The sequence below is a fragment of the Burkholderia sp. Ax-1719 genome, from assembly GCF_011753055.1.
Classification (GTDB): Bacteria; Pseudomonadota; Gammaproteobacteria; order Burkholderiales; family Burkholderiaceae; genus Paraburkholderia.
The window spans coordinates 1-20585 of record NZ_VWWJ01000020.1; the positions used below are offsets into that span (position 1 = coordinate 1).

General features: G+C 65.0%; 20 protein-coding genes and 2 tRNA genes. 12 read left to right on the forward strand and 10 right to left on the reverse strand.

Going from position 1 to position 20585, the window contains the following annotated elements; all coding sequences use genetic code 11:
• Positions 1-21 precede the first annotated feature (21 nt).
• Positions 22-108: transfer RNA gene (locus F3J17_RS26325), tRNA-Leu, on the reverse strand.
• A 398-nt stretch (positions 109-506) separates the two neighbouring features.
• Between F3J17_RS26325 and rnr the strand changes: the two genes are divergently transcribed.
• The 4 genes from rnr (at position 507) to rpiA (ending at position 5601) form a co-directional block, all read left to right on the forward strand.
• A complete protein-coding gene (gene rnr, locus F3J17_RS26330; RefSeq protein WP_167066043.1) occupies positions 507-2990 on the forward strand; it encodes a ribonuclease R in 2484 nt (827 codons plus the stop codon).
• Between the two features lie 149 nt (positions 2991-3139).
• Positions 3140-3880 carry a 23S rRNA (guanosine(2251)-2'-O)-methyltransferase RlmB gene (gene rlmB / locus F3J17_RS26335; protein WP_167066046.1) on the forward strand — a complete coding sequence of 247 codons (741 nt, stop codon included), beginning with the start codon at positions 3140-3142 and terminating at the stop codon, positions 3878-3880.
• A gap of 20 nt (positions 3881-3900) precedes the next feature.
• Positions 3901-4791 carry an N-acetylmuramoyl-L-alanine amidase gene (locus F3J17_RS26340; RefSeq protein WP_275692925.1) on the forward strand — a complete coding sequence of 297 codons (891 nt, stop codon included), beginning with the start codon at positions 3901-3903 and terminating at the stop codon, positions 4789-4791.
• 117 nt (positions 4792-4908) lie between these two features.
• Entirely contained in the window at positions 4909-5601 is a 693-nt protein-coding gene (rpiA, locus tag F3J17_RS26345) for a ribose-5-phosphate isomerase RpiA (RefSeq protein WP_167066049.1), read from the forward strand.
• 293 nt (positions 5602-5894) lie between these two features.
• Here the strand turns inward: rpiA and F3J17_RS26350 are convergent, their stop codons facing one another.
• Entirely contained in the window at positions 5895-6629 is a 735-nt protein-coding gene (locus F3J17_RS26350) for a Crp/Fnr family transcriptional regulator (protein WP_103705863.1), read from the reverse strand.
• Between the two features lie 904 nt (positions 6630-7533).
• On the opposite strand from F3J17_RS26350, the gene F3J17_RS26355 reads away from it, so the two are divergent.
• From F3J17_RS26355 to F3J17_RS26365, 3 genes are all read left to right on the forward strand, one after another.
• A complete protein-coding gene (locus F3J17_RS26355) occupies positions 7534-9105 on the forward strand; it encodes a mannose-1-phosphate guanylyltransferase/mannose-6-phosphate isomerase (RefSeq protein ID WP_167066052.1) in 1572 nt (523 codons plus the stop codon).
• Between the two features lie 369 nt (positions 9106-9474).
• Positions 9475-10206, forward strand: coding sequence for an FCD domain-containing protein (locus tag F3J17_RS26360; protein ID WP_167066055.1), 732 nt, complete (start codon positions 9475-9477; stop codon positions 10204-10206).
• Positions 10207-10408: 202 nt separating this feature from the next.
• Positions 10409-11395, forward strand: coding sequence for a Gfo/Idh/MocA family oxidoreductase (locus tag F3J17_RS26365; RefSeq protein ID WP_167066058.1), 987 nt, complete (start codon positions 10409-10411; stop codon positions 11393-11395).
• An 81-nt stretch (positions 11396-11476) separates the two neighbouring features.
• On the opposite strand, the gene F3J17_RS26370 is transcribed toward F3J17_RS26365, so the two are convergent.
• The 7 genes from F3J17_RS26370 to F3J17_RS26400 form a co-directional block, all read right to left on the reverse strand.
• Positions 11477-12136, reverse strand: coding sequence for an amino acid ABC transporter permease (locus F3J17_RS26370; protein ID WP_167066062.1), 660 nt, complete (start codon positions 12134-12136; stop codon positions 11477-11479).
• 142 nt (positions 12137-12278) lie between these two features.
• On the reverse strand, positions 12279-13076 hold the full coding sequence (locus tag F3J17_RS26375; RefSeq protein ID WP_167066065.1) for a transporter substrate-binding domain-containing protein: 798 nt from the start codon (positions 13074-13076) through the stop codon (positions 12279-12281).
• A gap of 98 nt (positions 13077-13174) precedes the next feature.
• Positions 13175-14209, reverse strand: a complete 1035-nt coding sequence (locus tag F3J17_RS26380; RefSeq protein ID WP_167066068.1) for a quinone-dependent dihydroorotate dehydrogenase — start codon at positions 14207-14209, stop codon at positions 13175-13177.
• A gap of 112 nt (positions 14210-14321) precedes the next feature.
• Positions 14322-15086: an arginyltransferase gene (locus tag F3J17_RS26385; protein ID WP_167066071.1), complete on the reverse strand. Its 765-nt coding sequence runs from the start codon at positions 15084-15086 to the stop codon at positions 14322-14324.
• Between the two features lie 195 nt (positions 15087-15281).
• Positions 15282-16052: a leucyl/phenylalanyl-tRNA--protein transferase gene (gene aat / locus F3J17_RS26390; protein ID WP_167066074.1), complete on the reverse strand. Its 771-nt coding sequence runs from the start codon at positions 16050-16052 to the stop codon at positions 15282-15284.
• 10 nt (positions 16053-16062) lie between these two features.
• Entirely contained in the window at positions 16063-16608 is a 546-nt protein-coding gene (locus F3J17_RS26395) for an NUDIX hydrolase (protein ID WP_103705872.1), read from the reverse strand.
• A 177-nt stretch (positions 16609-16785) separates the two neighbouring features.
• A tRNA-Met gene (locus F3J17_RS26400) sits at positions 16786-16862 on the reverse strand.
• Positions 16863-17062: 200 nt separating this feature from the next.
• Between F3J17_RS26400 and F3J17_RS26405 the strand changes: the two genes are divergently transcribed.
• Both F3J17_RS26405 and F3J17_RS26410 read left to right on the forward strand, forming a co-directional pair.
• Positions 17063-17560 carry a heme-degrading domain-containing protein gene (locus tag F3J17_RS26405; protein WP_167066077.1) on the forward strand — a complete coding sequence of 166 codons (498 nt, stop codon included), beginning with the start codon at positions 17063-17065 and terminating at the stop codon, positions 17558-17560.
• Positions 17561-17564: 4 nt separating this feature from the next.
• Positions 17565-17903 (forward strand): multidrug efflux SMR transporter, encoded by a 339-nt coding sequence (locus tag F3J17_RS26410; RefSeq protein ID WP_167066080.1) that lies wholly within the window; start codon positions 17565-17567, stop codon positions 17901-17903.
• Between the two features lie 44 nt (positions 17904-17947).
• Here F3J17_RS26410 and F3J17_RS26415 read toward each other — a convergent pair whose 3' ends face one another.
• Positions 17948-18148: a hypothetical protein gene (locus F3J17_RS26415; protein WP_167066082.1), complete on the reverse strand. Its 201-nt coding sequence runs from the start codon at positions 18146-18148 to the stop codon at positions 17948-17950.
• 209 nt (positions 18149-18357) lie between these two features.
• On the opposite strand from F3J17_RS26415, the gene F3J17_RS26420 reads away from it, so the two are divergent.
• From F3J17_RS26420 to F3J17_RS26430, 3 genes are all read left to right on the forward strand, one after another.
• The gene (locus tag F3J17_RS26420) at positions 18358-18642 is read left to right on the forward strand and encodes a DUF1488 domain-containing protein (RefSeq protein ID WP_167066085.1); all 285 of its coding nucleotides are present in this window, start codon (positions 18358-18360) and stop codon (positions 18640-18642) included.
• 36 nt (positions 18643-18678) lie between these two features.
• A complete protein-coding gene (locus F3J17_RS26425; RefSeq protein WP_167066088.1) occupies positions 18679-19320 on the forward strand; it encodes a TetR/AcrR family transcriptional regulator in 642 nt (213 codons plus the stop codon).
• Positions 19321-19416: 96 nt separating this feature from the next.
• A complete protein-coding gene (locus F3J17_RS26430) occupies positions 19417-20574 on the forward strand; it encodes an enoyl-CoA hydratase/isomerase family protein (RefSeq protein WP_167066091.1) in 1158 nt (385 codons plus the stop codon).
• The last annotated feature ends 11 nt before the right edge of the window (positions 20575-20585 follow it).

The window sequence follows — 20585 nt, forward strand, 5'->3', positions numbered from 1 at the left end:
GCTGGCTTTTTTCATGAATCTTGGTGCCCAAGAGAGGACTCGAACCTCCACAGTGTTGCCACCGCCAGGACCTGAACCTGGTGCGTCTACCAATTCCGCCACCTGGGCAAGGTGTCGCTTACTACTTGCTGCTGCGCTGTGTCGTGCAGCAGAGAACGAGATTCTAGCGCATCTGTAGAGCTTGTCAACACATGATTGCAAAATTCTTTTGCGACGATGTTCGGTTGCTGTTCCATCGCTCTGTAAGAGGTGACTTCGCACGCACGCCGCGAACCGCACATCGTCAACGCGCGCTCACCGGCCTGCGCGCTGGATTGTCGGGTGCGGCGCGGGTGTTAGAATGCCTCGCAGCAGTATACGTAGCGCGCCGCACAGAGTGAGGTGCGCGCCAACTGCATCAGCCGCATGTTGCAGCATACGAAGACCGGGGCGCGGCGCGTTTTGTTGTAGCCACGATCCGCGCGATATCCGACGTCCACGCAACGAGAACCAAAATCGACAAGCCCTTGAGCAAATATCCGTACCCGATTCCCAGCCGCGAAGAAATCCTCGGCGTGCTGCGGACCAGCGAATCGCCCTGCACCGCGAACGATATCGCCGAGGCGCTCGCGATCAAGCGCCAGGAGCGCGAAGGGTTCTTCAGGCGGCTCGCCGCGATGGAGCGCGACGGGCAGATCAGGCTCGATCAGCGCGGCCACTATCAACTCGCGCATCCTTCCAACTTTGTCGCGGGCCGCGTTCAGGGCCATCGCGACGGCTATGGCTTCCTGATCCGCGACGACGGCCAGGACGATCTGTTCCTGCCGCAAGGCGAGATGCAGAAGGTCATGCACAACGACCGCGTGCTCGCGCGCATCGTCGGCTATGACCGCCGTGGTCGCCCGGAAGGGCATATTGTCGAGGTCACGGACCGCGCGAACCGCCGCGTGATCGGCCGTCTGCTCAACGAGAACGGCGCGCTGATCGTCGCGCCCGAAGACAAGCGCATCGGCCACGACATCCTCGTCACGCAGAACCCGAAGAAGGCCAAACCTGGCCAGGTCGTGGTGGTCGAGCTCACCGATTTCCCGAGCCGTCATTCGCAGCCGCTTGGCCGCGTGGTGGAAGTGCTCGGCGATATCGACGATCCCGGCATGGAAATCGAGATCGCCGTGCGCAAGTACGGCGTGCCGCACGAGTTCAGCAAGGAAGCGCTCGCCGATGCCGCGAAGCTGCCCGACGCCGTGCGCCCGACCGATATCCGTTACCGCGTCGATCTGCGCGATGTGCCGCTCGTCACCATTGACGGCGAAGATGCGCGCGACTTCGACGACGCCGTCTATTGCGAGCCGATGCAGGTCGGCAAGGGCGAGGGCTACCGTCTGCTGGTCGCGATCGCCGACGTCTCGCATTACGTGTTGCCGGGCAGTGGCCTGGACGTGGACGCGATCGAGCGCAGCACCTCGGTGTACTTCCCGCGCCGCGTGATTCCCATGCTGCCGGAGAAGCTCTCGAACGGTCTGTGTTCGCTCAATCCGCACGTGGATCGCTGCGTGCTGGTCTGCGACATGGTCATCACCGCGCGCGGCGAGATCAAGGCGTACCAGTTCTATCCGGGTGTGATGCACTCGGCGGCGCGTCTGACGTACACCGAAGTCGCGGCGGTCCTGAAGAACACCAAGGGTCCGGAGGCCACGCGCCGCGCGGCGCTGCTGCCGCAGCTGCAGAATCTCTACGGCGTCTACAAGGCGCTGTTCGCGGCGCGCCAGAAGCGTGGCGCGATCGACTTCGATACGACCGAAACGTATATCGTCTGCAACGCGCAGGGCAAGATCGAGCAGATCGTGCCGCGCCAGCGCAACGATGCGCACAAGCTGATCGAAGAGTGCATGCTCTCGGCCAACGTCTGCGCCGCGGACTTCATGAAGCGCAACAAGCACCCGGGCCTGTACCGCGTGCACGCGGGCCCGAGCGCGGAAAAGCTCGAAAACCTGCGTACCTTCCTGCGCGGCATGGGTCTTTCGCTGGGCGGTGGCGACACGCCGCACGCAAGCGACTACGCGGCGCTGATGGCGCACATCCGCGACCGTCCGGATGCGCAGATGCTGCAGACCATGCTGTTGCGCTCGATGCAGCAGGCCGTCTACAGCCCGGACAATATCGGTCACTTCGGTCTCGCGTATGAGGCGTATGCCCACTTCACGAGCCCGATCCGCCGCTATCCCGACCTGCTCACGCACCGCGCGATCTACGCGATCCTGCAAGGCAAGAAGTATCAGCCGGCTGCGCCCGAAGGCGTCGACCTCAACACGGCGCTCTCGCCGCGTGCCCGCGCCATGCAGGCCGAGGACGAAGAGAAGCGCGGCAAGCGTGCTCGCGGCGCCAACACGGCGATCTGGGAAGAATTGGGTCTGCATTGCTCGGCCAACGAGCGCCGCGCCGACGAAGCCTCGCGCGACGTCGAAGCCTGGCTCAAGTGCTATTTCATGCGCGACAAGCTCGGCGAGGAATACGGCGGCATGGTCAGCGGCGTGACCTCGTTCGGCATCTTCGTGCAGCTCGATTCGCTCTTTATCGAAGGTCTGGTGCACGTGACGGAACTCGGTTCCGATTACTTCCAGTACGACGACATCAAGAACGAACTGCGCGGCGAGCGCACCGGCATTCGTTATCGTTTGTCGGATCGCGTGCGTGTGCAGGTGAGCCGTGTCGATCTCGACGCTCGCAAGATCGATTTCCGTCTGGTGCGCGATACGCCGGTCAAGCCTGCTGCGAATCGCGGCGCGCAAGGCCAGCAGGGCCAGCAGGAGCGCGGCGCGGCGGAAAGCGGCGGGGCGCGCGTTCGTCCGATGCCGCTCGCCGCCGACGATGTGCGGCGCAAGAAGGCCGCGCCGCAGCAAAGCGTCGCGGTGAAGGAAGCGCGCGCGGCGCGCGGTGCGGCCAAGACGGCAAAGAAGCGTGCGCCGTCCAAGCCCACGGCCAAGAAGTCGCCGGTGCGCAAGAAGCGCTAAAGCTGTATCCACGGCGCGCGGTTCGCTGCTCATCCAGCGTTCGCCCGTCGTGACCCGGTGCGCGGAATCATCCGGCGCACCGGCGCAATATCACTCGTTCGCGGCGCCTTCGATGCGCCGCGAACCGTTTATCAGGGGTAGTTCCAGTCATGTCACGTCTCAAGGTTCTTTACGGTTTTCATGCGGTGACCGCACGTATGCGGCACGACGCGTCCACGGTCGAAGATATTTATTACGATCCGTCGCGGCGCGATCGCCGCATGCAGGAGTTCCTGCACGCCGCGAAGGAAGCCGGCGTGCGTGCCATCGCCGCCGACGAGACGCGCCTGTGGGGTCTCGCGCACACCGAGCGCCATCAGGGCGTGGTGGCGCGCGTGCACGATCTGGCGCTGGCGCAGAATCTGGCTGAACTGCTCGACGGCATTCAAGGCTCGCCCCTGCTGCTGGTGCTGGACGGCGTGACCGATCCGCATAACCTCGGCGCCTGCCTGCGGGTGGCCGATGCCGCTGGCGCGCACGCCGTGATCGCACCGCGCGACCGCGCCGTCGGTCTGAACGCGACCGCCGCAAAGGTGGCGAGCGGCGCAGCCGACACGGTGCCGTACATCACCGTCACCAACCTGGCGCGCGCGCTGCGCGAGTTGAAGGAAGCGGGCGTGTGGGTGGTCGGCACGGCGGGCGATGCGCCTACCGGCCTGTACCAGACCAAGCTCGACGGTCCGGTCGCGCTGGTGATGGGCGCCGAAGGCGAGGGCATGCGCCGTCTCACGCGCGAAACCTGCGACGAAATCATGCAGATTCCGATGGCCGGTACGGTCGAGAGCCTGAACGTGTCGGTGGCGTCGGGCGTGTGCCTGTTCGAAGCGGTGCGCCAGCGCGCCGCGCGTTAATCGTCGTCGATCGAAGCACGATGAAGACGATGCCTCGCGCAGGACGTGCGGCGCTGGTTTCGGTTGCCGGCGCGCTCGCGCTCGTGGCCTGCGCGCCCGCCACGATGGCCGATCGCGGCGGCTACATTGCCGATTCGCAATTCCACGCGCGCAGCGCCGATTCGCGCATCCGTTTCCTCGTGCTGCATTACACGGAAGGCGACGAGCCGGCCTCGCTCGACGCGCTCACGGGCCAGAACGTCAGCGCCCATTACCTCGTGCCCGAGCATCCGCCGCTGCGCGACGGCAAGCCCGTCGTGCTGCAACTGGTGCCCGAATCGCAGCGCGCGTGGCATGCGGGCGTGAGCGAATGGCAAGGCACGACTGAGCTGAATGCGGCGTCGATCGGCATCGAAAACGTCAACTCGGGGCCGCACGATACGCCGCAAGGCCGCACGTGGGCGCCCTGGCCGCCCGATCAGGTGGCGGCGATCATCGCGCTATCGAAGGACATCGTCACGCGCTACGGCATTCCGCCCACGCGCGTGGTGGGGCATAGCGACATCGCGCCGCAACGCAAGATCGATCCGGGCGCGGCCTTCCCGTGGAAGCAGCTCTACGACGCGGGCGTGGGCGCCTGGCCCGACGACGCCACCGTCAAGGCCGATCTCGCGGGCCGCGCGCCCGATGCGCCCGCCGACGTGCGCGGTCTGCAACTGAAACTCGCGCGCTATGGCTACGACGTCGCCACCGACGGTGTGCTCGACGACCGCACGCGCCGCGTGTTCGCCGCGTTCCAGATGCATTTCCGTCCGCGCGACTATTCCGGCACGCCGGACGCTCAAACCGATGCGATCGCCCAGGCGCTGCTCGACAAATACGTCGATCACAGCGCGCCCGTGCCGCCCGGCGCGAGCGAAACGGCGCCTTGAGGGTATGCCTGCCGTGTTGTCTGAATGCGGCAGGCGCGGGGTTTACCGGCGAGGGCGGCCCGTAACTCCGGTAAACTATGCGTTTTCCGCGTTTCCTCTCCTCGGGCAGTACCCATCATGACTCAAGACGAACTCAAGAAACTGGTCGGCCAGGCCGCCGCCGACTATGTCAACGCGAACGTGCCGGAAGGCGCCATCATCGGCGTCGGCACCGGCTCGACCGCGAACTGTTTCATCGACGCACTGGCTGCCAGCAAGAGCCGCTATCGCGGCGCGGTGTCCAGCTCGATCGCCACCACGGCGCGGCTCGAATCGCACGGCTTCAAGATTTTCGACCTCAATGAAATCGAATCGCTGCCCGTCTACGTAGACGGCGCTGACGAAATCGACGCATCGGGCGCGATGATCAAGGGCGGCGGCGGCGCGCTCACGCGCGAGAAAATCGTGGCGTCGGTGTCGGAAGTGTTCGTCTGTATCGCCGATGCGAGCAAGCGCGTGGACGTGCTCGGCCAGTTCCCGCTGCCGATCGAAGTCGTGCCGATGGCGCGTACGGCCATCGGCCGCCGCGTGACGGCGCTCGGCGGCGTGCCGGTGCTGCGCGTGCAGAAGGACGGCTCGCCCTTCATCACCGACAACGGCAACGAGATTCTCGACGTGAAGGGCCTGCGCATCAGCGATCCGCGCACGCTCGAAGCGCACGTCAATGCATGGCCGGGCGTGGTGACCGTGGGTCTGTTCGCCGCACGTGGCGCAGACTTCTGCCTGCTGGGCGGCGAGTCGGGCGTCGAGCGCGTCGACTACAAGGCCTGATGGTCTGGTAGCTTGAAGGTTTGACGGTTTGATTGAAGCAGCAGCAACGGCGGCGTGCAGTGCGTGACGCTGCCGTTTGCTTGCATCCTGTGGGTGAAAGTGCGCGCCGATTGATATGGATTCCTGATCATCAGGCATGCCATGCGCGCGAGATCAAACCCCCAGAACCGCCAGAAAAAGCGAAGAAAAGGCAAAGCGCGCCGCTGCCGGAACGCTTTGCAAAATAAAACACACACACACGAGAAACGGGGCCGAGGACCACTGCACAGCAGCCCCGGCCGGGCTTCCGCGTCTTATTCCACCGTTTCGGCCTGACGCAGGCGCGGCAGCAGGCGGTCGAACTCGCGTCGCACGAGGCCGTAGCACTCGCAGGCGCGGGCTTCGAGGCCTTCGCGGTCGAGCACGCGGATGCGGCCGCGGCTGTGGTGGATCAAACCTTCATCGTGCAGCTTGCCGGCTGCTTCCGTGATGCCTTCGCGGCGCACGCCGAGCATATCGGCGATGAGCTGCTGCGTGACCGTGAGGTCGTTCGAGGCCACGCGATCCACCTCGATCAGCAGCCAGCGGCACAGCTGCTTGCTCAGCGAGTGATGGCGATTGCAGGCGGCGGTTTGCGCGACCTGCGTGAGCAGCGCGTGCATGTAAAGCAGCATCAGGCGGCGCAGGAAGTCCGAGCGCGCGAACTGTTGTTTCAGGCTTTGTGCGCTCATGCGATAGGCGAAGCCCGCGCACTGCACCTGCACGCGGTTCGGCATGGTTTCACCGCCCGTCAGGACGGGCACGCCCGTCATGCCTTCGCGGCCCACAGCGGCGATTTCCACGGAACTGCCGTCTTCCATCGTCGAGAGCATCGAGATGATGGCCGTGGTCGGAAAGTAGACGTGATGGATGCGCTGGCCGGAATCGCAGAGGAGTTGTTCGGTGCGCAGATGGACGAGTTCGAGATGCGGTGCGAGTGCTTGCCATTCATGCGACGGCAGTGCGCCGAGCAAATGGTTGCCGTGCAGATCCGATTGAAGGGTCAACATGATTTGGTCCTCGTGTGAAGGCGCTTGCGCTGCCTTCCGTCTTGTCATTCCGGTCGCCGAATCGGTTGTTGTTTGCCGCTTCCCGTAGCGGCTATTCGTTCGTCGTGCCGGCCCCATAGTCCCGAGTGCGTTCGCGATATTTGTTTGCGTGACGCCTTGTGTGGCGCTCCTCACTAAGCAGGGTGTGTGCCAGAAGGTCGCAAAGCACGCCACTACGCGGTTTCGCGGACGTTACGGTCGGAGCGCGCCCAGGCAAGTCCGCGTTTTTGTTTCAAATCTGTACGACGCGCGCGCGGGGGCAGCCAATGGACTGAGCAATTTGTAATGCGCTAAATCATTGATTTATATGGGATAAGTGGTGGGAGAAAGCCGTATGTCGAAAATGACTCCAGGTTGAAACATGCTGCATGGCGACCCCCTGTGGTGGGGCCTGTGCGTACCGCATAGCGTTCGAATCTGATTCATTGCTGTTGCGCTGCGGCTGATCTGGCCAGAAACGTTCTCCCGTGAAACATGACCGCGTTACGGCGCGTCACGTTACGTTGTGTGTCCTGGCGCACGGAGTCCGCCCTGTTTGCCTGCGCGAGCGCGCCCGCACTCGCGGGCGGCGATCGAGCGGCGGTTGTCCTCACAACGATCCTTGTCCGGTGTTGCGCGCCGTTGGTTCGACTGTCCGGCCGGTCTGTCTGTCCTGCTTCGTCGCCAGTGTGCTCAGGGGCGCCACGCGGCCGCCGTGCGCCAGCGCTCGGTCAGTGTGGGTATGCGTACAGATTGGACGGGCGGCCTTTGCTTCAATGGAGTCCGACAACGAGGGAGCGCGTGTGCATGAACCAGCGAGATCCGGTTAAGCGCCGCTCCTCGCCCGCGCCAACCCAATACCAGATTCCAACGGGGAGCTTTGCGCATGAACCAGCTCGTCACACCGGCCGGCCTGATTGCCGTAGCCAATGAACCCGAAGTTGCGCTCGTCGTGCAGCCAGTCGTGCTCGCCGGCGGATCGGGCACGCGTCTGTGGCCGCTTTCGCGTGAGCACTGTCCGAAACAGCTGATCGACCTGCTCGACGGCGAGTCGCTGCTCGAAGCGACCGTGCGCCGTCTCGACGGTCTTTACGCCCGCGCAGGCGCTCCCGCCGACGCGCCCATCCGCAAGGCCGCGCCGCTCGTCGTCAGCAGCGAGGAACTGCGCCATATGACCGCCGACCGGCTCGGCCGCAGCGGCAAGCGTGCACACGTCGTGTTCGAACCGCACGCGCGCAATACCGCGCCGGCCCTCACGGTGGCGGCGCTTGCCGCACAGGCCGCGCATGTCAACGCATCGACCGATCAGGCAGCGCCGGTCGACTGCGATCCGATTCTCATCGCCATGCCCGCCGATCATCTGATCGCGGATCGCACGGCGTTCGCCGCTGCGCTCGAAGACGCCGTGAGCTACGCGGCGCGTGGCGCCATCGTGACGCTCGGCGTGCCGCCGCAGCGCGCGGAAACCGGCTACGGCTACATCTATGCGGGCGCCACGCTCGGCGCGAGCGGCGCGCGCACGATCGAGCGCTTCGTGGAAAAGCCCAGCGCCGAAGTCGCGGCGGCCTATGTGGCTTCAGGCGATTACTGGTGGAACAGCGGCATTTTCGTGGTGCGCGCTTCGGTATGGCTGGCCGCGATCGCGCGCGCCCGGCCCGCGATTGCGACGCTCTGCGCCCAGGCGTTCGAGCTTGCGCGCGTCGATGCGGACGGCGCGGTTCACCTCGACGCGGCGACCTTCGAAGGCTGCCCGTCGGACTCGATCGACTACGCGGTGATGGAATCGATTGGCGCCGATGCGCGTCTGGCCGGCGTGGTCGTGCCGCTGGTGGCGGGCTGGTCGGATGTGGGCGCCTGGGATGCCGTCTGGCAGGTGTCGGACAAGGACGCGAGCGGCAATGTTGCGCGCGGCCGCGTGCTGTTCGAAGACTCGACCGACAGCTTCGCGCATTCGGACGGGCGGCTGGTCGCCTGCGTGGGCGTGCATAGCGTGGTGGTGGTGGAGACGGCGGACGCGGTGCTGGTCGCGGCCAAGGATCGCGTGCAGGACGTGCGAGCGATCGTCGGCAAGCTCAAGGCGCAGCGCGGCGAAGAGGTCCAGCACCATCGCCGCGTCGAACGGCCTTGGGGATGCTACGACTCGGTGGACCGCGGCGAGCGCTTCCAGGTCAAGCGCATCGTCGTGAAGCCAGGCGGCGTGCTGTCGCTGCAGATGCATCATCACCGCGCCGAGCACTGGGTGGTCGTACGCGGCACCGCGCGCGTCACGCGCGGCGACGAGGTTTTCCTGATCTCTGAAAACGAATCGACTTATATCCCGCTGGGCGTGAAGCACCGGCTCGAAAACCCGGGCAAGACGCCGCTCGAAATCATCGAAGTGCAGTCGGGCGGCTATCTGGGCGAGGACGACATCGTGCGCTTCGAAGACCAATACGGACGTACGGCTGCGCAGCGCTGACTGGACCGGTCGGCGCGCGCGCCTTCGCATAGGCACATGACTGCATATGCACACAAAAAAGATGCAGCAAATAACGATAAAGCAATAACAAGGCAACCGTAAGCATCGCTAAGTCAGTCTTTGCTTCATACAGACTGCTTACGAAAAGACAACGAATAACTTCATAAGACGAAATTCGGGAAACCGAAGGGCCGAATCACGAAGAACTTGTACAGGCTGGGCATTTGTCACGCGAAATTTGCGTCAGGAGATATCCTGGCTTACGTTTTATGCAATTAGCATGGCAACGTACGCATGAGTTCGACGAAGCACGAGGGCCCACGCAGTAACCGGCAAACAGGGCGATTAACGCCATCGGGGGGAGGGGTCATGGAACTGGGGAACAACAAGGAACGCTCACTCGTGAGCAAGGTCATGGATGGCCTGATTTCGGGCATCGTCGAAGAGCGTTATGGCGCGATCCTGCCGCCGCAGGACGTGTTGTCGAAGGAGTTCGACGTGAGCCGCACGGTCATGCGCGAAGCGCTGTCCATGCTGCTTGCGCGCCATATGCTGGACGTGCGGCCCAAGATCGGCACGCGCATCAGGCCGATGCGCGACTGGCGCATGATCGACGAAGACGTCGTGAGCTGGCGTTTTCGCGCGAAGCCGGACAAAACCTTTTTGCGCGACGTGATCGAATTTCGCACGCTGATCGAACCGGCGGCGTGCGCACTGGCGGCCGAACGGGCGACCGCGGCGGATATCGCCGGGATTCGCGATGCTTTCGATGCGCTTCATCAGGCGAGCCCGGGCGACTCGGGTTGCCAGGCCGCCGACTCATTGCTGCACACGCGTATTCTCGCGGCGAGCGGCAATCAGTTCTATCAGCAGATGGCGGCGATCGTGCGCGGGGCGCTCACCATCGTCAATCCGATCCTGAGCCAGCGTCCCGACGGCTGGAGCAATGTGGTCGCCGCACACGGGCGCGTGGTCGAGGCCATCGAGCGCCGCTCGCCGGGCGATGCGCAGGCGGCCGCCGCGGCGATGATCGCCTACACCGCCGACGAACTGAACCGGGCGTTCGCGCCGGAGGCGGCGGAGTCGAATCGCGCCGCTTGACGCGCACATCTGCCTACGTTGCTCGCATCTTTCGCCGGTTTGTCGAACACCCGCCGCGCGTGCCCTTGACCGGGAGCGCGCGGCGTGCGTTTGCGCGTGCGCGCGTTTGCCTTCGCGCGCGCGAGCCAGTATCGTGCGTCTCTTTGCCTTGCCGCGCGTTGCGCGGCGGGGTCCGCCATCCGCAAAAAGAGAGACGAGAGACATGGGCGATATCGCTGAAACCGGCACGATTCGTTGGGGCATCGTGGGCGCGGGCCGCATCGCGCGGCGTTTTGCGCAGGGCGTGGAACATGTCGAAGGCGCGCGCGTGAGCGCCGTCTGGTCGCGCCGCCCCGAGCCAGCCCAGGCGCTGGCGGCCGAGTTCGGCGCACGCGCATGTGCGAGCTTCGAGGCACTGCTCGCGAGCGGCATCGACGCCGTCTATATCGCGACGATGCAGGACAGCCACGCGCACTATGCGACGGCCGCCTTGCAGGCGGGCTTGCCGGTGCTGTGCGAGAAGCCCGCGACCGTCAACGCCGCGCAACTCGACGGCGTGCTGCAAGCCGCGCGCGACGCGAAGCGCCTCTTCATGGAGGCGATGAAGCCGCCGTTCTATCCGCTCTATCGCGCCTTGCGCGCCCATCTCGAAGCCGATCCCATCGGTCCGATCGGTCTCGTACGCGCGGGCTGTTCGGTGGCCAATGTGCCGGCCGATCATCCATCGTTTTCGTTCGCGCACGCGGGCGGGGCGCTACTCGATATCGGCGTGTACGAGATGTTTCTGGCGGTGGACTGGCTGGGCGCACCGCGCGAGGTGCAGACCTTCGGGCGGCTGGGCGCGACGGGCGTGGATACGTTTGCAAGCCTCAACTGCCAGCACGAGCACGGCATCGCGCAGCTGTTTTGCGGGCTGGATCTGCATGGCTTCGGCGATGCGCTGCTGGCCGGGCCGCTGGGCAATGTGACGATCCACGCGAACTGGTGGAACCCGGTGCGCGCGACCATCCGTTATGTCGATGGCCGAACGGTCGAGCTTGACGAACCGTTCGAAGGCGGTGGCCTCAACTACGAAACCGCGCATTTCTGCGAGCTGCTGCGCGCGGGTGCGCTGGAAAGTCCGGTGATGCCGCACGAGACGTCGCGCCGCATGATCGCCATGGCCGATGCCGCGCGCGAGGCGCTTGGACTGCGTTTCGACTGCGAGTGAGGAAGGGCGCGGTGAAATGAAAACGGCGGTCGCCATGACCGCCGTTCTTCAGGTGCAGCTCACTTGTAGCTCAGGTGCAGCTCAGTGGCGCGAGGGCAGCGCAAGGCGCTTCTCGTACCAGTGCTGGATCCATTCAAGCACCTGGCACAGCACCCAGTAGATCGCGGCCGCCGCCAGATAGAGCGGCAGCGGCTGGTAGGTCGAGGCGATGATTTCCTGCGCGCTGCGCAGCAGTTCCGTCACCGTGATGACCGACACCAGCGAGGTGTCCTTGATGAGGCTGATGAGGCTGTTCGAGAGGCTTGGCACGGCGATTCGCAGCGCCTGCGGCGCGATCACGTAGCGCAGCGTCTGGCGTCGCGACAGGCCCAGGCTATAGGCCGCGAGCCACTGGCCGCGATGAATGCCGAGAATCGCCCCGCGCATGCTTTCCGATAGATAAGCCGCCACGTTGGCCGATAGCGCGATCACGCCCGCGGGCGTGGGGTCGAGCGAAATGCCGATGCTCGGCAGGCCGTAATAGATCACGAAGATCTGCACCAGCAGCGGCGTGCCGCGCATGAGGCTCACGTACACGCGCGCGATGAACACGGGCACGCGGTTCGAGCTGATGCCCATGAGGGCGAGCACGGCGCCGCCGATGAGCCCGAAGATCATCGAAAGCACGGCGAACTTGACCGTGAGCACCGCGCCCTGCGCGAGCACCGGCAGCGACTGGATGATGAGCGTGTAAATGGGCATGGGGAACGCGGAAATGATGGGCTTGCGCAGCCTTGGCCTGGAAAAACCGCGGGGCGCTCATCCTGCCATCTTGCCGGATGCGCGCCCCGCGCCTGTCATGTCATGCTGATTCGCGCAGCGCGAGCGCCGCGCGCGACATGCCTTACTTCGTGACCGGCTTGGTCACGTCGATGCCGAACCACTTGTCGGAGATCTTCGTGAAGGTGCCGTCGGCTTCGAGCTGCGTCATCGCATCGTCGATGGCCTTGGCGAACTTCGGATTACCCTTCTTGAACGGGATGCCCGACGGATTGCCGTCGCCGACAATCGCGCCCGCGCGCAGCGGCAGCTGCGAGTTCTTCATCAGATAGGCGAGCATCAGCCGGTCGTTGAGCGCCGCGTCCAGACGGCCGGCGGCCAGATCGCGCAGATACTCGGGCGCGCCCGGGTAGGTCTTCACGTCGATGCCGGGAACCGACTTCGCCATGTCCATGTAGTTGGTGCCAAGCGCAACGCCGAGCTTCTTGCCCTTGAGGTCGTCGAGCGACTTGAACTGGCGCGTGTCGTCCTTACGCTCGATGAGCTGCGCTGCCGAATACGTGTAGGCCGGCGAGAAGTCGAGCACGGCCTTACGCTGGTCGGTGATGCCCACCTGGTTGGCGATCACGTCGAACTTGCCCGCCTGCAGACCGGCGATGATGCCGCTCCATTCGGTCGTGACGAACTCGGGCTTCACGCCGAGCTTCGCGGCCACGGCCCTGGCGATATCGACGTCGAAGCCGACCAGATCGCCATTGGGCGCCTTCGAGTTGAACGGCGGGAACGTGCCTTCCAGACCGATGCGCAGCGTGCCGCGCGCCTTGACCTGGTCGAGCAGATCGTCAGCGTGGGCGCTGGCCGCCACGAACGACGTGCCCACCAGGGCGACTGCGATGAGCTTCTTGAGCAAAGCGAATTTCATTGTTGTCCTCTTGTTTTACTGCTGTATTGCGGCGCAGCCGTTCAAGCTGATCGAGCTGATCAAGCGCGATGCGCCGCACATAGCCCGAAACTATAGCCTCAGGCGCGGCCCGAGGCCAGCGCGCGCGCGCACTCGGCGACGAGCGCCGGGCCGCGATAGATGAAGCCGGTGTAGACCTGCACGAGCGCCGCACCCGCGGCGATCTTCGCGCGCGCGTCTTCGCCCGAGAAAATTCCGCCCACGCCGATGATCGGCACCTGCTCGCCCAGTTCGGCGCGCAGCTTGCGGATCACTTCGTTCGAAGCGTCGAACACCGGACGGCCCGACAGACCGCCGGTTTCGCTCGCGTTCGGCAGACCTTCCACGGCGGCGCGCGAGAGCGTGGTGTTGGTGGCGATCACGCCTTCGATCTTGTGGCGCAGCAGCGTGTCGGCGATCTCCTTGACCTGTTCGTCGTCGAGGTCCGGAGCGATCTTGAGCGCGAGCGGCACCAGCTTGCCGTGCATATCGGCCAGACGCTGCTGCTTGTCCTTGAGCGCCGCGAGCAGGGCGTCGAGTTCGCCGCCGCCTTGCAGCTGGCGCAGATTCTTGGTGTTCGGCGACGAAATGTTGATCGTCACGTAGCTGGCGAACGGATAGACGCGTTCGAGGCAGAAGAGGTAGTCGTCGGCGGCGCGCTCGATCGGCGTATCGGCGTTCTTGCCGATGTTCAGACCGAGGATGCCGCGATAACGCGCGGCCTGCACGTTCTTCACGAACTGCTCGACGCCGTGGTTATTGAAGCCCATCCGGTTGATGATGCCGCCCGCCTGCGGCAGACGGAAAATGCGCGGACGCGGATTGCCCGGCTGCGGGCGCGGCGTGACTGTGCCCACCTCGATAAAGCCGAAGCCCAGCGCGGCGAATCCGTCGATGGCGGCGCCTTCCTTGTCGAGGCCCGCGGCGAGGCCCACCGGATTGCGGAACGTCAGGCCCATGACGGTGCGCGGCGAATCCGGCACGCGCGAGGCGAGCAGCCCGGCCATGCCGGTGCGGCCCGCAGCGCCGATCATGCGCAGGGAAAGATGGTGGGCGTCTTCGGCGTCCATGCGGAAAAGCTGGTCGCGGACGAACGGATAAAGGGTGCTGAACACGGGAGGGGGGCGCGGGCGCCGGAAAATGAGAACCCGCTATTTTAGCGACAAAGGCGCGACGGCTGGCGGGCGGGCTGGAATCGGCGAAATCCGGGGTGCCGACCGAGGCGGATCATCCGATTGGATCGAGCGCGCGCCAGACACCATCGAACAAGCCTTCCAGCGGTTGAAAACGCGCCTTGTAGGCCATTTTCGGGCTTTCGCGGATCCAGTAGCCCAGATACACATAGGGCAGTTGCAGGCTGCGCGCCTGTTCGATCTGCCAGAGGATGTTGTAGGTGCCGTAGCTGGCGTGCGGCGTGTCGGGCTCGAAGAACGTATAAACCGAGGACAGCCCGTCGCCGAGGATGTCGATCATGCTGACCATGCGCAGGATGCCCGGCGCATCGGGATGTTGCGGGTCGGGCTCGCGAAACTCCACCAGACGCGAGTTGATCCGGCTTTGCAGCAGGAATTGTTCGTACTGGTCGCGGCTGTCGCGGTCCATGCCGCCGCCCGCGTGGCGCGCCGACTGGTAGCGCATATAGAGCGCATAGTGCGCTTCGTCGTAGTGCAGCGGCGCGACCGTCGCAACGAGTTCGCCGTGATGCTTCCAGGTGCGCCGCTGGGTGCGGTTGGGCGTGTAATGGTCAACCGGGACGCGCACCGGCACACAGGCGCGGCAGCCGTCGCAGTACGGGCGGTAAGTGAACACGCCCGAGCGACGAAAGCCCGCTTTCACGAGATCGGTATAGACGTCGGAATTGATGAGATGACTGGGGGTGGCCACCTGCGAGCGCGCGATGCGCCCCTCCAGATAACTGCAGGGGTAGGGCGCCGTTGCATAGAATTGCAGCGCGGAAAGCGGTGAAAGCGGCAGCTCGTTTGGATGAGTCACGTTGGCAGCTCTCGAAGCAGATCGGAACGTCGCGTGTCTCGGGGCGCCGCCAGAACTGGCGGCAAAAGCGACGTGTTCTGACTGCATACTAACATCGACGCCAGGCTTGCATCTATCGAATTACGCGGCCTGGCGCACGTCTGGCGGTCGTCGCGGGGATGTCGGCGTGCCTGGCGACGCGTTGCAAGCGGTGCTTCAGGCGGTCGGCACGGCAGGGTTGTCGGCGTGGCCCTGACCGTGGCCGAGCCAGTCGGCCAGCACGGTTTTGTCGAAGCGCCAGCCAATCGCATGCGCGCTCACATTGGCCCGCACATGCGCGATAAACGGCTTGCGCGCGATCTCGCGGCCGCCCAGCGAAGCCAGATGCGCGGTGTTCTGCTGGCAGTCGATCAGCGCGACGCCGTTGCGGCGCAGGTGCGCAACCAGCGCTGACAGCGCGATTTTCGAGGCATCCGTGATCGAAGCGAACATTGATTCGCCGAAGAACATCGTGCCGAGTGAAACGCCGTACAGCCCGCCCACGCGCTGTCCCTCGTACCAGGCCTCGATGCTGTGCGCGTCGCCGATGCGGTGCAGGCTCGAATAGGCGTCGATCACGTCGGCGGTAATCCAGGTGCCGCGCTGGCCGCGCCGCGGCGCGTTGGCGCAGGCGCGCATTACCGCAGCGAAATCGTCGTCGACGCGGATTTCCCAGGCGGGATCGCGCAGCACGCGCTTGAGCGTTTTCTTGAGTGAGGGCGAGACCTTGAACTCGTCCGGGCGCAGGATCATGCGCGGGTCGGGGCTCCACCAGAGTACCGGCTGGCCGTCCGAGTACCACGGAAAAATACCGTGCCGATAGGCGTCGATCAGACGCGAGGGGAGTAGATCGGCGCTGGCGGCGAGCAGCCCAGGCGCGCCGCTCGAGGCGCCCAGGGCGCGCTCGACCGGCGGGAACGGCTCGTCGGGCGTAAGCCAGGGCACCATCGCCGCAGTGTCAGCCGTCGCGCAGCGGGCGCAGGACGTCGCCGGTGTGCAGGCCGTAGCTGCCCGACTGGCGATCGGCGAAGAAAAAGCGCAGGGTCTGGCCGACCGTGGGGAAGGCGATCTCGTCCCACGGAATTTCGTGCTCCTCGAACAGGCGCACTTCGAGGCTCTCTTCACCGGCTTCGACGTCGATGTCGAGCAGGCGCGCGAGATAGAACAGATGGACCTGATGCACGCGCGGCACGTTGAGCAGGGAGAACAGGCTCTGCACTTCGACGCGTGCGCCGGCTTCTTCCAGCGTTTCACGCGCGGCGGCTTCGGAGGTCGTTTCGCCCATCTCCATGAAGCCTGCGGGCAGCGTCCAGTAGCCGTAGCGCGGCTCGATCGCGCGGCGACACAGCAGCACCTTGTCTTCCCAGACCGGGACGGTGCCGACCACGTTGCGCGGATTCTGATAGTGGATGGTGCCGCAGTGCGCGCAGACATAGCGTTCGCGGTTGTCACCGGGCGGCACGAGCAGGCTGACCGCCTGACCGCAAGTCGAGCAGAATTTCATGGGCACGATAGGGGGATGGGTGATGCGAGTGTATCACCGCGGCGCGTCATGACGGGATCTTGACCCGGAGCGCTCGCATAAGTGCAGCGGCATGAAGGTGCCGCATTGGCGCAGAAAACAAAAAAGGGTTACACGCCGATGCGTTGTAACCCTTGATTGCTTCCGACAGAACAGCTTTGGTTGCGGGGGTAGGATTTGAACCTACGACCTTCGGGTTATGAGCCCGACGAGCTGCCAGACTGCTCCACCCCGCGTCCGTCAGAGAAAAGAATTATAGGGTACATCCTGGGATAGCGCAAGCGTTCTATGACATTTTCTTTTCTGGGCGCTTGCAGAAGGCTCGCTGGCGCATTGCAGAAGCGTTGCAACGCGAGCCCTGAACGTCGATATCGCCAGGCTAGAATCGGGGCCGAGTCTCTTCTGACTGCCCCGTATCCCCAATATCGACGGACCTATGGACATCGCCCACGACCTGCAAACGATCGCCGCGCAAGAGCACGCGCTTGTGTTTCCCCGTTTCGATGCCGGGCACGCCTGGCAACTCGGCGCTTTCCTGCGCGAACTGGCTGTCGCGCGCTCCCACGCGGTCGCCATCGACGTGCGCACGTTCGGGCTGCCGCTGTTCTCGTGCGCGCTGCCGGGCGCCACGCCCGACAACCTCGCCTGGGTGCAGCGCAAGTCGCGCGTGGTCGAGCATTTCCGCCGCAGCTCTTATGCAATTGGCCTGCGCCTGCAGCAGACGGGCACCACGCTCGCGGACAAGCATGGTTTGCCGGCCACGGACTACGCGACGCACGGCGGGGCGTTTCCGCTCGCGGTTCAGGGCGTGGGCGTGATTGGATCGGTGACGGTGTCGGGGCTGCCGCAACGTCTCGATCACGAACTCGTCGTCGAGGCGCTGTGCGCACAACTGGGCGCCGATTACAGCCAGCTCGCGCTTGCCAGGGCCTGACGCGATGCGCACCTCTCCCTGGTTCATTCTCGCGATCGCCATCGTCGCCGAAGTCATCGCCACCTCGGCTTTGCGCGCCTCGAACGGTTTTTCGCGCCTCGTGCCGTCGGCGATCGTCATCGTCGGTTACGGCATCTCGTTCTATTGCCTCTCGCTCACGCTCAAGACGCTGCCGGTCGGCATCGTCTATGCGGTTTGGTCGGGCGTGGGCATCGTGCTGATCACGCTCGTCGCCATGGCGCTCTATAAACAGGTGCCCGATCTGCCCGCCATGCTCGGTCTGGGTCTGATCGTGGCGGGCGTGCTCGTGCTCAATCTGTTCTCGAAGATGCAGGCGCACTGAGTGCAAACTCAGCGCGCGGGGCGCGTACGCAAGGTACGCGCCGTTCAACGCTCCGGCGGCACGATGCGCACGCCGCAACCCGCGACCTTCTCGCGGCTGCTTTCGCCTTCGGGCGTGGCCGCGTCTTCCCACAGGCTGATCGCGCGCGAGATGTCGATGTCGTTTTCCCCGGCGTAGCGGAACCAGCGGTTCGCGGCCTGCGATTCGGGGATTTCCTGATCGGTGTCGAAATAGCGTCCGGTCATGTGCGCGTCCATCCGAAGTGAAGGAGGGGTCAGCCTGGCTGCGCAGACGAGTTTCGCAGATTCCGCCCGCACGTCGATGCAGAATGCACAACTTGCCGCCTGGCGCGCCGCGCTGCGCGTAACATGGAGCGCGCTCGCGGTCTCCGGCGGCTGCCGTTGTCATCGGTCGGCGCGACTTTTCTTCTGCTGAATTCCCCACGGGGCTGGACATGGATATCCGTTTTCCTTCCGAAGCGCCGTCCTGGCACGACTCCAATCTCACCGTGGTTTTTCCTGCGCTGGTTGACGGCGCGCGCGTGCCGTGCGCGATTTCCGTCGAAGCGCTCGAAGACCATTTCGGCGCGCAGCCCGAGGGGCGCGAGGCCTGGATGCAGGCGTTCGACGCGGGCCGTCGACGCATCGAGGCGGTTGCGCGCGCCCATCTCGAACTGAGCAACGGCACCCCCGTGCTGCTCAAGAGCGGCCATTTTCCGCCTGGTCATCTGTTGTCCTGATCCGGTGGCGATGGCTCCCGTCGCCATGGTGCCGCCATGAGCACCGTCGAACCGAAAGAAGCGCGCGTTTCGGCCTTGCGCGCGCGGATTCTCGACGCCGCGCGTCGCATCGTGACGCGCGAGGGCATCGACGGGCTTTCGATGCGCAAGATCGCCGATGCCATCGGTTATTCGCCTGCTTCGCTCTATCTCCACTTCGAAGGCCGCGATGCGATCGCGCGGGCGCTGGGCCGCGAAGGTTTCATTCAACTGCTGGCGCGCCTCCAGCCTTGCGCCGAAATCGACGACACGCGCGCGCGCCTTCATGCGCTTGCGCACGCGTATGTGGCGTTTGGCTGTGCGCATCCCGAAACGTATCGGCTGATGTTTCTGCCTGAGCGTGCACAGGGAGCGCCGGAGCGGGCAGAGGGCCCTGCGCTTGAAGCGCGGCCCGACGATGAAGCCGCCGCGATCACACAGTTATTCGCTGATGCGTTTGCGCCCGTGTTCGCCGAACCCGCACCGCTCGCACGTGCGTTGTGGGCGCTGCTCCATGGCGTGGTCGCATTCTCGCTGGCCGGTCCCGCCTTTGCGCCGGAGTCGTCGCGCCTGCTCGCAATCGACGCCGCGCTGGACGGCTGGATCGGGACCGGCGCTGACGCAGACGCTACGCAGAAAACCCAGCCTGACGCGACGTGATAGCCTCGCGAGGCTAATGCCTGTCCGTTGTGCCCGTCCGTCTTTCATGCGTTTTACTGCGTTTTCAACGCGCTTTCATTTCGCCGCTCGACCGCCATGTCCCAGCAAACCGACCCGTCCACCGCCGACGCCGGGCAACACGTGCTCACGCATGTGACGAACCGCATCGGCTTTATCGAGCTCGCACGGCCGCAGGCGCTCAACGCGCTCTCGACTTCGATGGTCCGCGCGATACAGGCCGCGCTCGACGCCTGGCGCGACGATCCGGAAGTGCTCGCCGTGCTCGTGCATACACGGCATCCGCGCGCCTTCTGCGCAGGCGGCGATATCCGCTTTCTCTACGAGTCGTACCGCGCTGGAGACCTGGATGCGATCGATACGTTCTTCATCGAGGAATATCGCCTCAATCATGCGATATTCAGTTATCCGAAACCTTATATCGCGCTGATGAACGGCGTGGTGATGGGCGGCGGCATGGGGATCTCGCAGGGCGCGCACCGCACGGGCGGACTGCGCGTCGTCGACGGCACGACGCGTATGGCGATGCCCGAAACGCGCATCGGTCTGTTTCCCGACGTCGGCATGGGCTGGTTTCTCGCCCGTACGCCCGGCGCGATTGGCCGCTATCTGGCCGTGACGGGCGAGACCCTTGACGCCGCGAGTGCGCTTTATGCAGGCCTCGCCGACGTCTATATCGACGGCAATGCACGGCCCGCGCTGCTCGACGCGTTACAGACCGAGCCGTTCATGTCGGGCATCGACATCGTCAAGCGCATTCGCCGCACGGCGCAAGCCGAGGCGCTATCGCGCGAATCGGCGGAGGTGGCCGGTTGTGCGCTGGCGGTCGCGCGCACATGGATCGACCGGCATTTTTCGCGGCCGACGGTGGCGGCGATTCTTGCGTCGCTCGAAACCGCGCAGCGCGAAGCGAAGGGCGCGGAAGGCGAATGGGCCGAGCAGGTCGTGGGCATTTTGCACGAACGCTCGCCTCTATCGATGGCGGTATCGCTGGAAGTGGTCTCGCGCGCGGAAGGGGCGATGGCGGACGTTCTGCGCCGCGATCTCGATCTGACGCGTTCGAGCTTTGCGCACGGCGACGTGGTGGAAGGCATCCGCGCACGCATCATCGACAAGGACAATCATCCGCGCTGGCGCTTTGCACGCATCGAGGACGTGCCGCCTGCCGGGCTGGAAGCGATGTTCAACAGCCCGTGGAGCATCACGGAGCATCCCATGCGGGCGCTGTCAGGCTGAAGAATCAGGGG

Excerpts from the sequence above, each read along its gene's own strand:
- rpiA (WP_167066049.1), top strand. The coding sequence starts at position 4,909 with ATGACTCAAGACGAACTCAAGAAACTGGTCGGCCAGGCCGCCGCCGAC.
- F3J17_RS26415 (WP_167066082.1), bottom strand. The coding sequence starts at position 18,148 with ATGACCGGACGCTATTTCGACACCGATCAGGAAATCCCCGAATCGCAG.
- F3J17_RS26370 (WP_167066062.1), bottom strand. The coding sequence starts at position 12,136 with ATGCCCATTTACACGCTCATCATCCAGTCGCTGCCGGTGCTCGCGCAG.
- F3J17_RS26365 (WP_167066058.1), top strand. The coding sequence starts at position 10,409 with ATGGGCGATATCGCTGAAACCGGCACGATTCGTTGGGGCATCGTGGGC.
- F3J17_RS26420 (WP_167066085.1), top strand. The coding sequence starts at position 18,358 with ATGGATATCCGTTTTCCTTCCGAAGCGCCGTCCTGGCACGACTCCAAT.
- F3J17_RS26410 (WP_167066080.1), top strand. The coding sequence starts at position 17,565 with ATGCGCACCTCTCCCTGGTTCATTCTCGCGATCGCCATCGTCGCCGAA.
- aat (WP_167066074.1), bottom strand. The coding sequence starts at position 16,052 with ATGGTGCCCTGGCTTACGCCCGACGAGCCGTTCCCGCCGGTCGAGCGC.
- rlmB (WP_167066046.1), top strand. The coding sequence starts at position 3,140 with ATGTCACGTCTCAAGGTTCTTTACGGTTTTCATGCGGTGACCGCACGT.
- F3J17_RS26340 (WP_275692925.1), top strand. The coding sequence starts at position 3,901 with ATGAAGACGATGCCTCGCGCAGGACGTGCGGCGCTGGTTTCGGTTGCC.
- F3J17_RS26375 (WP_167066065.1), bottom strand. The coding sequence starts at position 13,076 with ATGAAATTCGCTTTGCTCAAGAAGCTCATCGCAGTCGCCCTGGTGGGC.
- F3J17_RS26350 (WP_103705863.1), bottom strand. The coding sequence starts at position 6,629 with ATGTTGACCCTTCAATCGGATCTGCACGGCAACCATTTGCTCGGCGCA.
- F3J17_RS26395 (WP_103705872.1), bottom strand. The coding sequence starts at position 16,608 with ATGAAATTCTGCTCGACTTGCGGTCAGGCGGTCAGCCTGCTCGTGCCG.
- F3J17_RS26360 (WP_167066055.1), top strand. The coding sequence starts at position 9,475 with ATGGAACTGGGGAACAACAAGGAACGCTCACTCGTGAGCAAGGTCATG.
- F3J17_RS26355 (WP_167066052.1), top strand. The coding sequence starts at position 7,534 with ATGAACCAGCTCGTCACACCGGCCGGCCTGATTGCCGTAGCCAATGAA.
- F3J17_RS26430 (WP_167066091.1), top strand. The coding sequence starts at position 19,417 with ATGTCCCAGCAAACCGACCCGTCCACCGCCGACGCCGGGCAACACGTG.
- F3J17_RS26405 (WP_167066077.1), top strand. The coding sequence starts at position 17,063 with ATGGACATCGCCCACGACCTGCAAACGATCGCCGCGCAAGAGCACGCG.
- F3J17_RS26425 (WP_167066088.1), top strand. The coding sequence starts at position 18,679 with ATGAGCACCGTCGAACCGAAAGAAGCGCGCGTTTCGGCCTTGCGCGCG.